This is a genomic window from Gordonia aichiensis (assembly GCF_039946255.1).
Lineage (GTDB): Bacteria > Actinomycetota > Actinomycetes > Mycobacteriales > Mycobacteriaceae > Gordonia > Gordonia aichiensis_A.
Map to the genome: position 1 here is coordinate 20,537 of NZ_JBCDWL010000002.1, position 13,686 is coordinate 34,222.

General features: G+C 67.8%; 10 protein-coding genes. 1 reads left to right on the forward strand and 9 read right to left on the reverse strand.

Features of this window, described 5'->3' with window-relative positions:
* Positions 1 to 70: 70 nt before the first annotated feature.
* The 3 genes from AAFO60_RS02990 to AAFO60_RS03000 all read right to left on the reverse strand — a co-directional run bounded on the left by AAFO60_RS02990 (position 71) and on the right by AAFO60_RS03000 (position 3,470).
* The gene (locus tag AAFO60_RS02990; protein WP_347954686.1) at positions 71 to 1,429 is read right to left on the reverse strand and encodes an anaerobic C4-dicarboxylate transporter family protein; all 1,359 of its coding nucleotides are present in this window, start codon (positions 1,427 to 1,429) and stop codon (positions 71 to 73) included.
* Positions 1,430 to 1,620: 191 nt separating this feature from the next.
* Positions 1,621 to 2,859, reverse strand: a complete 1,239-nt coding sequence (locus AAFO60_RS02995) for an NADH:flavin oxidoreductase (RefSeq protein ID WP_347954687.1) — start codon at positions 2,857 to 2,859, stop codon at positions 1,621 to 1,623.
* Complete coding sequence (locus tag AAFO60_RS03000; protein ID WP_347954688.1) at positions 2,856 to 3,470, reverse strand: TetR/AcrR family transcriptional regulator; 615 nt, start codon at positions 3,468 to 3,470, stop codon at positions 2,856 to 2,858. Before AAFO60_RS03000 ends, AAFO60_RS02995 begins: the two co-directional genes overlap by 4 nt.
* A gap of 114 nt (positions 3,471 to 3,584) precedes the next feature.
* Between AAFO60_RS03000 and lpdA the strand changes: the two genes are divergently transcribed.
* Entirely contained in the window at positions 3,585 to 4,970 is a 1,386-nt protein-coding gene (lpdA, locus tag AAFO60_RS03005) for a dihydrolipoyl dehydrogenase (protein WP_347954689.1), read from the forward strand.
* A gap of 75 nt (positions 4,971 to 5,045) precedes the next feature.
* Here lpdA and AAFO60_RS03010 read toward each other — a convergent pair whose 3' ends face one another.
* The 6 genes from AAFO60_RS03010 to AAFO60_RS03035 form a co-directional block, all read right to left on the reverse strand.
* A complete protein-coding gene (locus tag AAFO60_RS03010; protein ID WP_347954690.1) occupies positions 5,046 to 6,701 on the reverse strand; it encodes a CapA family protein in 1,656 nt (551 codons plus the stop codon).
* A 76-nt stretch (positions 6,702 to 6,777) separates the two neighbouring features.
* On the reverse strand, positions 6,778 to 7,896 hold the full coding sequence (locus AAFO60_RS03015) for a linear amide C-N hydrolase (RefSeq protein ID WP_347954691.1): 1,119 nt from the start codon (positions 7,894 to 7,896) through the stop codon (positions 6,778 to 6,780).
* Positions 7,897 to 8,033: 137 nt separating this feature from the next.
* Positions 8,034 to 9,308 (reverse strand): threonine/serine ThrE exporter family protein, encoded by a 1,275-nt coding sequence (locus AAFO60_RS03020; protein ID WP_347954692.1) that lies wholly within the window; start codon positions 9,306 to 9,308, stop codon positions 8,034 to 8,036.
* 108 nt (positions 9,309 to 9,416) lie between these two features.
* Positions 9,417 to 10,655, reverse strand: a complete 1,239-nt coding sequence (locus tag AAFO60_RS03025) for a metal-dependent hydrolase family protein (protein ID WP_347954693.1) — start codon at positions 10,653 to 10,655, stop codon at positions 9,417 to 9,419.
* A 180-nt stretch (positions 10,656 to 10,835) separates the two neighbouring features.
* Positions 10,836 to 12,035: an NAD(P)/FAD-dependent oxidoreductase gene (locus AAFO60_RS03030; RefSeq protein ID WP_424310384.1), complete on the reverse strand. Its 1,200-nt coding sequence runs from the start codon at positions 12,033 to 12,035 to the stop codon at positions 10,836 to 10,838.
* A 35-nt stretch (positions 12,036 to 12,070) separates the two neighbouring features.
* Positions 12,071 to 13,591, reverse strand: coding sequence for an amino acid permease (locus AAFO60_RS03035; protein WP_347954695.1), 1,521 nt, complete (start codon positions 13,589 to 13,591; stop codon positions 12,071 to 12,073).
* Between the last annotated feature and the right edge of the window lie 95 nt (positions 13,592 to 13,686).

The window sequence follows — 13,686 nt, forward strand, 5'->3', positions numbered from 1 at the left end:
GGCTAACTGGATCGTCGGGGCAAGCCGCGGATCGGTCGGCGTCGTTGCAGGTCGGGACGCCATTCGACGATCAGAAGATCACGGCCTGCATGCCCAGGCCGACGGCGATGGCGAACGCCGAACACAACAGCATCGGGACCAGGAACGAGCCGTTGATCAGGATCGAGCCCTGCTTGGTGGAGCCGGTCTTGTCGGTGAGGATGCACGCCTGGCCCAGGCCGCTCATCGAGGCGAGCAGGTTGTTGCCGCTGGCCGCGCCGAGCATGCCGGTCATCGGACCGATGCCCAGCCCCGCGGCCGAGGCCGCCGGGATCAGGATCGTCAGCGAGGCGACCTGGCTCTGGATCAGGGAGGCGAGCAGGAACAGGATCACCGCGAAGAGCGTCACCGACACCCCGATCGCGCTGTTGACGAAGGAGGCGACCTCGTCGATGTGGGCGTCGAGAATGGTGCCCGCGAGCACCGGCACCGACAGTAGGAGCAGCGCCGCGATGAGGCCGGTGCCGATGATCGACTGGGAGAGCACCTCGGGGGTCTTCACCCGGCAGACGACCATGATCAGTCCGGCGACGGCGAACATGACGATCGGGATCATGAACGACATCGAGACCGTCGACGACAGCAGCGATCCGTCCTCCTGCGCCACCGAGTAGGTGGGCCGGAGTCCTTCGAAGAAGCCGAGCACACAGCCCACGATCACCCCCGCCAGGAAGATCCCGGCACTCCACGCGGCGCGGGGCCGCAGCGGCGCGACCTCCCCGGCATCGCCCGGCGCGGCGTGCGGCGGATCGATCTCGCCGGCCGCCAGTCGGCGCTGGTACTCGGGATCGTCGTCGAGGTTCTTGCCGTAGCGGGACATGACCAGTGAGGCGAGGATCGTGGCGATCAACGAGGCCGGAACCGTCACCGCAAGCATGGTGGCCAAGGTGGTGCCCTGCTTCTCGGTCAGTGTCAGGAAGACGTACGTCATCGCTGCCACCGGACTGGCCATCAGGGCCAGCTGACACACCGCGACCGAGGTGGCCAGGATCCGCTCGGGCCGGATCTTGGCCGAGTACGACACCTCGTACATGATCGGGATCAGCGCGAAGGTGATGTTCCCGGTGCCGGACATGACGGTGAACAACCAGACGAACAGCGGGCCGATCACCGGGATCTGCTTGGGATGCTTGCGCATCGCCTTGCCCGCCAGCCGGACCAGCCAGTCCATCCCGCCCGCGGCGGTCATCGCGGCGGTCGCGCAGATGACGGCCAGGATGATGAAGATCGCCGACAGCGGCGGCGACGACGGTCGCATCCGCATGAACTCGACGAGGATGAACACCGAGACCCCGGACATGCCGATCAGCGCCATGGGGCCGTATTTGGCGCCGAGCGCGAGCGGTATCAGGAACAGCAGGATCTGAATGACGACTTCGAACGCTTCCACCGGTTCCCGGACTCCTCGCGACTGTGGTCGACGCGGTCGATCGGCACGGCCGTCGACGCGTCGGCGACGACGCGACAGTCGTCTGCGAGGGTCAGTCTGTCGCAGAGCTCGTCGGAACAGCCCGAGAAATCACGGTGTGGCGCAGAACGATTCGCCATGCGGCAGAGATCGGGCCCGCCGCACGGGAGCGATCACGGCGTGGTCAGCGGATCGGGGACCTCGCCGGTGCGGATGGGGCACCGGGTCTGCGAGTAGATCGTCGGCATGCACAGATTGCAGTGCACGCACTTGCTGCGGGCGGCCGGATCGGCCTGCAGCAGGTTCGGCAGGTCGGGCTCGCGCAGCAGGGCCCGACCCATCGCGACGAAGTCGAAGCCGGCGTCCATCGCCGTCTGCATCGACGTGCGGTCGGTGATGCCGCCGAGCAGGATCAGCGGCATCGACACCTCCTTGCGGAGCTCGCTCGCCAGCGGCAGCAGATAGGCGTCGGTGTAGGGGTAGTGCCGCAGGAAGATCGGTCCGGCGGCCTTCATTCCGGTGCGCATGACGCCCTTCATCGCGGCGGCGAACGCGGCGCGCGGCGGGGTGCCGTGGAACAGGTACATCGGGTTGAGCAGCGAACTGCCCGCCGTCGGTTCGATGGCGTCCAGATGGCCGTCGGACTCGAAGAGCTTCGCGAACGTGATCGCGTCGTCGAGGTTGACCCCGCTCCACTTGCGGCCGCCGCGGCCGCGGCCCGGCTTGCCGACGCCGTCGAACATGTTGAGCTTGGCCCAGACGGCGGCCTCGCCGTCGACCTCGGTGCGGACCGCTTCGAGCACCTCGCGGGCGAAGCGCGCCCGGTTGGCCGCGGAGCCGCCGTACTCGTCGCGGCGGTGGTTGAGCAGGGGCGACATGAACGAACTGAGCAGATAGTTGTGGCCGCAGTGGATCTCCAAGCCGTCGAAGCCGCTGTCGACGGCCAGTCGGGCCGCGACCGCGAACTGCTTGACCAGTCCCTTGATGTCGTCGGCGCTGACCCGGCTGGTCAGCGACATGCCCATCGGCGCCGGGATCCGGCCCGGGCCGAGGGCCGGCTGCCGGTTCGACACGGAGTTCGCCACCGGCCCGGCGTGGCCGAGTTGAGCGGCGGCCAGGGCGCCCTCGGCGTGGATCGCCGAGGTGAGACGCGTCAGTCCGGCGACGGCTTCCGGGCGCATCCAGATCTGATGACGGTCGGTGCGACCGCCGGGGGCGACGGCGCAGTAGGCCACCGTCGACATCGCGGCGCCGCCCGCGGCGACCTCCCGATGGAAGTCGATCAGCTCGTCGGTCACCAGCGCGTCGGGTGTCATGCCCTCGAATGTGGCGCATTTGATGATCCGGTTGCGCAGGGTCAGCGGGCCCAGCGTGGCCGGGGAGAACGGATCGGTGGCGGCGGGGGCGGTCATCGGGTGCCTTTCGGGGTGGCGGTGGGTGCGGGGTCGGCGGTGGGAGCCGGGCCGGTCAGGCCGGCGGTGAGGAAGTCGGACAGGGCGGCCAGATTCTCGGGTGAGAGCTGCTCGGCGACGGCGAGCTCGGTCATCAGCACGGTGAACGCGAACCGCCAGCGTCGGCGCGCGGTGTCGGCGTCGAGGCCGGGGACGGTGGCGGCCAGCAGCGTCGCCCACTCCTCGAGCCGGAACCAGCGGCCGGTCCACTCGGTCCGCGGCCGGGCGAGGACGAACTGCGCCAGCACGCGGACGGTCGGTGCGGAGGCGGGGTCGCGTTGCAGGGCGACGAATGGATCGAGGACGACGCCGACGATGTCGGCGACGGTCCGCGGGCGGTCGGCGAGGGCGTCGAGCGCCGTCGCCCAGGTCGGTTCGAACCGCTCTTCCAGGAGCACTGCGACCAGCGACTCCTTGGATCCGAAGTGATAGTGCACCGCGGCCGGATTGGCGCCCGCGGCGGTGCAGACCGCGCGGACCGACAGGTCGTCGTAGGGGACCTCGGTCAGCAGCTCGGCGGCGGCGTCGAGCAGCCGTCGGCGGGTGTCTCGGGCGCTCGTCTCGGCTGTCATCGCTCGATCACATCACATTTCAATCGGTGATTCAATCAGTGATTGAAATGTGATGCGGGACCGAGGCCAACCGGACGGCTGCGTCGGGCACAGGCGGGAAGTACCCTGAACTGCGTGGCTGAACATTTTCAAACAGTTGTCCTGGGAGCCGGACCCGGCGGGTACGTGGCCGCGATCCGGTCCGCCCAGTTGGGCATGAAGACCGCCGTCATCGAAGAGAAGTGGTGGGGAGGCGTCTGCCTCAACGTCGGGTGCATCCCGTCGAAGGCGCTGCTGCGCAACGCCGAACTCGCACACGTCTTCAACCACGAGGCCAAGACCTTCGGCATCAGCGGCGAGGTGAGCTTCGACTTCGGGGCCGCCTTCGACCGCAGCCGCAAGGTCTCCGACGGCATCGTCAAGGGCGTTCACTTCCTGATGAAGAAGAACGGCATCACCGAGATCGACGGGTACGGCGTGTTCCGCGACGCCAAGACCCTCGTCGTCGGCGACCGCGAGATCACCTTCGATAACGTCATCATCGACACCGGCTCCACCGTCAAGCTGCTGCCGGGAGTGGCGCTGAGCGAGAACGTCGTCACCTACGAGACCCAGATCCTCACCCGCGACCTGCCGGGCTCGATCGTCATCGTCGGCGCCGGCGCCATCGGCATGGAGTTCGGGTACGTCCTGGCCAACTACGGCGTCGACGTCACCATCATCGAGTTCATGCCGCGCGTGCTGCCGAACGAGGACGCCGACGTCTCCAAGGAGATCGCCAAGGCCTACAAGAAGCTCGGCGTCAAGATCCTCGCCGGCACCGGCGTGCAGACCGTCGACGACAACGGCGACAGCGTCACCGTCACCTACAAGGACGCCAAGGGCAACGACGGCGCGCTCACCGTCGACAAGGTCCTCATGTCGGTCGGCTTCGCCCCGCGCGTGGAGGGCTTCGGCCTGGAGAACACCGGCGTGGCGCTCACCGACCGCGGCGCCATCGCGATCGACGACAACATGCGCACCAACGTGCCCGGCATCTACGCCATCGGCGACGTGACCGCCAAGCTGCAGCTGGCCCATGTGGCCGAGGCGCAGGGCGTGGTGGCCGCCGAGACGATGGCCGGCGCCGAGACCATGCTGCTGGGCGACTACCGGATGATGCCGCGGGCCACCTTCTGTCAGCCGCAGGTGGCCTCCTTCGGTCTCACCGAGGAGCAGGCGAAGGCCGAGGGCTACGAGATCACGGTCACCAAGTTCCCGTTCACCGCCAACGGCAAGGCGCAGGGCCTGGCCGCGACCGCGGGCTTCGTCAAGCTGATCACGAACTCGGCGACCGAGGAACTGCTCGGCGGGCACCTGGTCGGCGACAACGTCTCCGAGATGCTGCCGGAGCTGACCCTGGCGCAGAAGTGGGACCTGACCGCACGCGAGCTGGCCCGCAACGTCCACACTCATCCGACGATGAGCGAGGCGATGCAGGAGACCTTCCACGGCGCGATCGGACACATGATCAACCTGTGATCGAAGGGGACTGCTGAAAAGCGGGAGCCGCGCCGGAGGGCGCGGCTCCCGCTTTCTGTCTGAACGACTCGCCGACTACCTGGCCAGCAGTCCTTCGGGGACGACGGCGGGCAGCACTCTGCCGCGCAGGAGCTCGTCTTTCAGATAGGGCAGGTGAGTCTGCTCGGCCTCGGTGAGACCGAAGCGGTCGGGGTCCTCGCAGACGTCGGCGAACCTGAGGATCCGGGAGTCGAAGTCGCCGCCGGGCAGTTCGGTGTGATGGAGGTAGATCGGCAGCACCCGGAGATTCGCCAGGTACACGGTGCCGTCGCCGCTGTCGCCGCCGTCGTCGTGGCGGACGAGGTCGAATCGGACGGTCAGGGCCAGCGCCGAGTTCCGGCTCTCCGGGTGATAGCTGACGAAGCCGCCGAGGGCGTACACGATCAATCCGTCCGGGCGTCCCTCCCGGACGACGCGTTCCATGGGCTGAGCGACGTGGGCGTGATTTCCGATGATCGTGTCGACGCCGCAGTCGATCACCGCGTGCGCGGCGTCGACGGTGACCTGGTGCGTATAGGTCTCGAACTCCCAGCCCCAGTGGCAGTAGGCGATGATGTAGTCGGCGCCTGCGGCTCGGGCCGCCTCGACCTGTCGGCGCACCAGCGCCAGATCGAGGGCGGGGTCGACGTCGTTGAACCGGACGACGTCGACCAGATACGGCTTGTCGTCGGGCACGGCGTTGTCGTTCACGCCGAAGGTGAACGCCAGCAGGGCCACCTTGATGCCATCGTGCTCGGAGAGCACGACGCGGTCCTGCTCGCAGGCGGTCGCCGCCGTGCCTGCGTGCGCGAGCCCGGCATCGCGCAGCACGTCGAGGGTGGCGAGGACACCGTGTTCGCCCCAGTCCATTGCGTGATCGGTGGCGGTGGAGACGAAGGTGATCCCGCCGCCCTCGACGAATCGCTCGACCATCTCGGGTGAGGTGTTCATCCGCGCGGCTCGGCCCACGGACTCGTAGCGGCCGATCAGCTGCGTTGAATCGACGACCGACTCCAGGTTGGCGCTGACGATGTCGGCGGTGCTGTAGAAGTCGGCGATGCCGTCGAACAAGTGCGTGGTGCTCTCCGGAACGAGGACGTCGACGGCCAAGAGGTCGCCGGCACAGCTGAGACTCAGACTCGGCAGGTCGGCGACGTCCACGGTCGGGAAGTCCAGTCGCTGATCGGCGAAATACTGTTCGAGCCCGGATCCCGGCTCGGCGACGGTCAGTTGGTTGAACCACATGCGGTACACCGCTTTGGTTCGCTCGAGGATGTCGTCACAGTCCCGGTGGCCGCCGGTTCCGGTGTGCGGGAGACGGAAGTCGTCGTAACACAGATAGCTCAGCAGCAGCACGCCCAGGCGTGCTCGAAGGTGCTCGGGTATCTCACGGGGATTCAGCGCCGACCCCACATCCGACGACGCGACGACCATCGGATCCCAGTCGGCGTCGGCGAGTGGTTCGTCGTCGAACACCGCGCTGCGCCCGCTGTCGTTCGATTCGATGAACGACAGCGGGCCCGCCTCGGCGATCACGCCGAGCATGTTGCGCAAGTAGTCGGCTTCTGCCGCAGTGAGCGAGGGCTCCAGCGGAAGCTCTCCCCGGGCGGCCCGGCGGAGGGTGGCCGCGAAGGCCTCCGCATCTATGAACTGCTGCGGCCGATCGATCGACCGCGGGGTGAGAACGTGGTATCGATGTCCTGACTGGGACACCCGTGATGGTAATGCGCGCGGAACGGCCTCGGACTCTCACCGGGCGAGTCCGAGGCCGATGTGACGCGAGATTCTTCTACTCGGCGTCGATGAACTCGGCGAGCACGCGCTGAACCCGCGCCTCGATGCCCAGGACCTGGTCTTCGGCGGTCTTCAGATCGGCCAGTTCTGCGCCGGCCTTCGTGACCACTTCACCGATGAGCTTGGCCTGTTCGATCGAGACGATGTGAAATCTGTGGTGCTTCTTGAACTGCCGGTGCACCTCGCCGGCGATGCCGCCCTCGATGGCGAGCTTGCTGACCAGATCCAGCTTGGTCTCGCCGGATCCCTCGGTGAAGTCGAGATCCTTCAAGTCCACCCAGACGGTGTTGGGGCGGGTGGTCGACTCGAACGCATACCGCAGATTGGTCAGGTCGATCACCACCTGCCACAGCGTCTGCGAGGCGTCGGGCTTGCCCGGCTCCGGGTTGCGGAAGGGCTGCGCCGCGTTGCGGATGATGCTCAGCATCGCCGCCATCGCCTGCACCTGCGAGGTCGGCTGGGGCTGGACGCCGACGTAGTACAGGGCGCGGGCGAAGCGGTCCTGGGCGGCGCAGGTGCCCGGCAGCGGATCGTCGCCGCCGAGGCCCTTGAACTTCTTGACCAGCTCGAGCTGCTGGTCGTACGTCGGGGAATTGGTCATCACGAGGTAGTCGCGGCTGTGATAGATCTCCAGCTCGCCGTCGACGTACTCGAAGATCGCCGAATCGCCGCTGGCGTCCTCGATCGCGAGGTGGAGTGCCGGCTTGCTGCGCCCGGTCGGGTCGGCCATCGGGATCACGTGGGGCTGATGCTTCTCACTCCATGCGACGGCCTCGCCCACGGTGGCGAAGTTGTCCAGGTAGTACTGCAGCCAGACCGACATCGCCAGCTGCGGACGGTCGTCGTCCGGCGTGCCGTAATCGGATTCGGCCAGCCACAAAAGGTGCGCCGCCAAACCCTTCTCATTGACACCGTCGGTCGACAGGATGTCGTAGACGCCGGCGATCACCGAGCCGTACTTGGCGGTCCACTGCAGCTTGCCCTCGACGCGGTCATTGCGTTTGATGCCGCGCGGGAGCTTCCAGAGATTGGTGTGGAGGTCCTGGTGGAAGTCCATGTTCCGGCCGACGATGACGGAGCCGTTGGCATCTGGCCACATGACACGCGTGCACATGAGGGTCTCGCTTTCGTTGGAGTCGCCGCCTGGGCCGCGACTGTGTCGAATTGTGTAGATGATCCCGTTTCGGGAAGTGTAACGGCTGGATGCCGGCGGAGAGGTGCCGAACATGTGTGTGTTGGCCCGGAAGAGCATCAGCGACCGCGTCGATGTCGGAGGAGGAACACCGGTGTCGGTAGGCGAACCGGAGGCGGCTTTCGTGTGACGAACGGTGCCAGCCCGCTCGCGATCATCATCGACGTCGCCATGCTCAACAGCGACAGGGCGGCACCGGTGCCGAGGCTGCCCAACTGATGGTCGGCGGTGATGGCGCCGCTGATGGCGACGAAACCCATCGAGCCGGGGACCATCAGCCAGAACGCGGGCAGGAACATTGCGAAGACGCTCGGACGTCCCGGCGCGTGAGCGTTGATGACCCAGGCGACCAGCAATGCCACCCCGACGGCGATGCCGCCCGCGAATGCGGGCAGCATGACCTTGCCGAGGAAGTGGTTGAGCCAGAACGTGCCGATGGTCAGGGCCAGAACCCAGAGACACAGTCGCTTGGACATGCAGAAATAGAGCATGGCGCCGATGCCGAACACCGGCCCGGCCAACCAGAGAACCCAGGACGGAGCCAGGGCGGTGGTGACGTCCTGCAGGTCGGCGGCGGAGAGGCCGACGAGGTCGATCGCCACCGCCAGCCCGAAGGCCATCGACAGGAGGATCATCAGGGCGTACGCGAGCCGGGCCGTCCCGGTGATCATGTCTCCCGCACTGAGCTCGATCACGGCGGTCGCCAGGGAGGCTCCGGGGATGAGCGTCACCACCGGAATGACCGCGAGGCGTACCGGGGCCGCGAGGTCGCCGTGCACCGCCCACAGCGTGATCGCGAGCGCGGACAGGAAGGTGAGCAGGACCGGCATCAAGGCGACGAGGGTGGTCTTGGTGCTGCCCCACAGCACGATCGCCGACAGCGGGATCGACACGACGACCGCGGCGATGGTCGCCGGCAGACTCATCTGAAAGAAGGGGGCGAAACCCAATGCCATCAGGGCGTACCCGAGGCTTCGGAGGATCGGGGAGACCGGCGGAGGAGAGGCGGCGACGGCGCGCAGTCCGTCGATGGCCCGGCGGACGGGAATGCGACGGTGGCGCACCTCGTGCACCAGGGCTTCGGCGTCGGCGATCTGATCGAATCGGTCCATCGATCCGGTGTTCTCGATCTGAATCCGGTTGGCGTCCTTGTCGAGGACGATGAGATAGTTCGCGAACACCTGGGTGACGATGTCGCTCCTGTGGGAGGCGCAGATGTGCTGAAGGACCTGGGTGATGCGGGGCACCGGATACGACGACCGGTTGAGGGCGGTTCCGACCTCGGTGACGAGGGCGAGCATCTCGCTCTCGTCGGTGTGACCGGCAGGGGGCATGGTCGGTGTCCGGCATTGCTGCTTTCTCGTGGCTGACGCAGGTTCTCATGCGCTGGGGCGGCGCCGGAGTCCTCCCGCCGGCCCGGCCGCAGGAGGACTCCATGCTCGTCAGAGCGCGTACGCGCCGCGGTTGCTGACCGTCTTGCCCTCCTTGAGGACGAGCAGGATGTTGTCGTTGTCGGCGATCGAGTCGATGTCGGCGAGCGGATCGCCCTTGACGATGACGACGTCGGCGAGCTTTCCCTCCTCCAGCGTGCCGAGCTTGTCGTCGACCTGGCACAGCTCGGCGGAGGTGCGGGTGCCCGCGACGATGGCCTGCATGGGCGTCATGCCGCCGAACTTGACCAGGCATCCCAGCTCGCCGAGGTTGGCGCCGTGGTCGGGGACCAGGCCCGCGTCGGTGCCGACGGCCACCTTGATCCCGGCCTCCACCGACGCCTGAATCGACTCGTGCGCCAGCGCGTGCCACTTGGTGCTCTTGGCGATCGCCTGCGGGGTCGCGGTGTCGGGCTTGAGGGTCTCGATCAGCGTCGGAACCAGGAACTGGCCGCGCTCGACCATCTCCGTGCGCAGCTCGTCGGTCAGCGCGTAGCCGTGCTCGATGCTGTGCGCGCCGCCCTGGATGGCGGCCTGGATGCCGAGGAAGCCGATGGCGTGTGCCGCGACCTTGCGGCCGCCGTAGTTCTCGGCCTCTTCGACGAGCGCGGCCACGATCTCGGTGCGTGCGCCGAGCCAGTCGGGATCGTCGCTGGGAGAGGTCACGCCGCCGCTGGAGGCGACCTTGAGGACGTCGACGCCCTGGCGCAGCAGCTCACGTGCCTCGCGCCGGGCCTCGTCGACGGTGTCGACGATGGTGCCGCCGACCAGCCCGGTGCCGTCCAGACCCGAGGGGATGTGGAAGTCGGCGTGCCCGCCGGTCTGGCTGAACATCTTGTCGGCGACCAGCAGTCGGGGGCCTTCGATGAGCCCGTGCGCCACCGCGTCGCGGACGCCGACGTCGACGCCCATCAGGTCGCGGACGGTGGTCACGCCGGCCCCGACGGTCGCCTTCAGGCGGTTGAGCAACTCGAAGTATCGGTACGACGGAGGCACCATCGCCGCCATGATCGGCGAGCCCTTGGTGCCGGGCAGCGACAGATGCACGTGGCAGTCGAAGAATCCGGGGGTGACGGTGTTCCCGCCGACGTCGACGCGAGTGACTTCGGCCGAGTCGTCGATCTGCGGAGCGCCGGCGGCCGGGCCGGCGTAGCCGATCTTTCCGTCGACGATCACCACCACGGCGTCCGCGACGGGGTCGGTGCCGGTGCCGTCGATGAGGCGGGCGTTGTGCAGGATGGTTGTCGTCATATCTCCCCATCTAACCGATCCGTGTCCGATTCCGGCGCCGCGCACGCGGATTTGGCAGTCACGGGTGCCCCTTTGGCACAAGTCGATGGATGGGGTCGCACTCGCCGAACAACGTTGGCGACATCAAGGCCCTGACAGGGCCTCGATGTCGCCAACGTTTTTGAACGAGCGGTGGGGGAGTCAGCGCAACGGATCGAATCCGGCCAGGGCCGGGATGCGGTCGCCGGTCGTGATCTGCTCGGCCAGGAGCTTGCCGGTGATCGGGCCGAGGGTCATGCCCTCCATCGCGTGCCCGCCCGCGACGAACACGCGCGGTGAGGCAGTGGCGCCGACCAGCGGAAGGCCGTCCTCGGTGCACGGCCGCGACCCCACCCATTCATCGTGTCGGCGGTCCAGGTCGACGCCGCTCAGCAGCGGTCGCACCGAGTCGACGATCGCGCCGATCCGCCGCGGGTCCAGGGGCGCCTCGTGCGGGGCGAACTCCATCATTCCGGCGATGCGCATCCGCTCGCCCAGCGGCGTGCACACCACCGACGAGCCGGGGAAGTACACCGGTCCGCGGGGGAGATCGCGGGTGTCGACGGCGAAGCTGTATCCGCGGCCGGCGCGCACCCGGGTTCGAACGCCGAAGGGGTGGGCGAGCCCGCGGAGTGTGACGCCGCTGGCGATGACCGCCGCGGAGAACTCCCGGCCGATCCCGGCGCCCGCGAGGTGGACGGCCGCACCCAGGTCGTCGATGCCGCTGACCTGCGCGGTGACGAGGGTGCCGCCGCGTCGGACGAACGAGTCCGCGAGTGCTTGGACGAAGGCGGGCGGGTCGATGAACCGCTGGCCGTGGAGTCTGAGCGCTCCGACGATCCGGTCCGAGAGCATCGGGGCTTCGGCTCGGGCCGTGTCCGCGGAGATGATCTCCACGTCGACCTGCTGCCCGAGCGCCGAGAGGCGTCGGCCCTCGGCGACCATCGCCTGCGGACCCGCAGCGTCGGTGTAGCCGAACAGGAACTCGTCGGCATCGCTGATGGGGCCGTCGACGCCGCCCGCCGCGAGGTCGTCGAAGGCCTCCAGGGCCCGGCGATTGACGCCGACGAGCTTGCCGACGCCGGCGCGCCACCGCGCCGGCGTGCTGTTGCGGGCCATCCGGGCGAGGAAGGCGTAGAGCGCCGGGTCGAACGTCAGCGGTACATAGAGCGGGGAGGTCGCCTTGAACAACTGACGCAGACCGTGGGTCACCATCGACGGATCGGTGAGCGGGGTGCTGAGCGTGGGGGTGATCCAGCCCGCGTTGCCCCAGGAGGCGCCTGCGGCCGGACCCGCGGCGTCGACGACGGTGACGTCGACGCCGCGGTCCTGCAGGAACCAGGCGGTGGACAGGCCGACCATGCCCGCGCCGACCACCGCCACTGAGCGGGGCTCGGTCACGGCATGCCGACCGAGGTGCCCGCGACCGCCGCATCGGCGCCGACTCGGGGACGGATGATCCACTGGTAGACCGCGTAGCAGATCGGGACGCACGCCAGGCCCAGGATCAGCGACAGGCGCTGGGTGCCGTCGAAGGCCATGGCGACGAAGACCGCGCCGTTCATCGCGATCACGGCGATCGGGGTGAACGGGAACCACGGCGCCGAGTAGGCGAGCTTCTTGACGTCGCCGCCGGCCGCCACGTACTGGCGGCGGAACTTGTACTGGGACAGTGCGATGGTCATCCAGCAGAGGGCGCCGCCGACGCCGCTGACCGAGATCAGGAAGACGAACAGGGTGTCGGCCGCGACGAAGCTGGTCAGCAGCGACAGCAGACCGAACAGGAGGGTGAAGACCAGGGCTGCCATCGGGATGCCGCGCTTGGTGGTCTGTCCGAAGACGCGCGGGGCCGAACGCTCCTGAGCCAGCGACCACAGGATGCGGGTGCACATGTACAGGCCGGTGTTGCCGACCGACAGGATGGCGATCAGGATGACGAAGTTCATGATGCCGGCGGCGTACGGGATGCCGATCGCCTTGAGGACGGTCACGAACGGGCTTTCGTCCAGACCCAGCTGATCCCACGGGATCAGGGCGATCAGGATGAGGATGGCGCCGATGTAGAGGAAGACCAGGCGGAAGACGATGGTCCGGACTGCGCGGGGGATCGCCTTGCGCGGGTTCTCGGTCTCGCCGGCGGCCACACCCATGACCTCCGAGCCCATGAACGTGTAGACGACGGTCATCATGGCCGCGAACACGGCGCCGAGGCCGACGGGGAAGAAGCCGCCGTGCGAGGTGAAGTTCGACAATCCGGGAGCGGACTGACCGTCCATGTCGATGACGCCGAAGACCGCGAGGCCGCCGAGGATGATGAACAGGCCGACGGCCAGGATCTTGATCGCGGCCAGCACGTACTCGGTCTCGGCGAACGAGCGCACGGTGAAGCAGTTGACGGCGAACAGCACGACGATGAAGATCGTCGACCACACCCACGTCGGGGTGTCCGGGAACCAGAACTTCATCACGATGCCCGCGGACAGGAACTCCAGGCCGATGAACGAGGCCCAGCTGACCCAATACACCCAGCCGATCGTGAAGCCGGTGCCCGGGCCGATGAACTTGGTGGCGTGCGCTTGGAAGGAGCCGCTGACGGGCATCACGGCCGACATCTCGCCGAGGCAGACCATCGTCAGGTACAGCAGGGCGCCGCCGATCAGGTAGGCCACGATCGTGCCGCCGGGGCCGGCCTGGCCGATGACGCTGCCGGTGCCGAGGAAGAGGCCGGTGCCGATCACGCCGGCGAGGGTGATCATGAACAGGTGGCGGCTCTTCATCGCTCGCTTGAGCGAGTTGTGGCCCTGCGGCTGGTCGGACGAGTCGTCGGCGGAGAGTTCTGGGATATCCATGGTGGTGGGATTCAGGGAGGCGGTGGTGTGTGCCGGATCGTCGGATCCGGCGGTCGGAACTACGGACACAGTTGGATGCTCCTCGGGTGCGAGCCGGCAGGTGACGCATTCCCCATATGCGCGAATACCAGCCGGCGTTGCTGACTATGTACTCAGTCAGACGA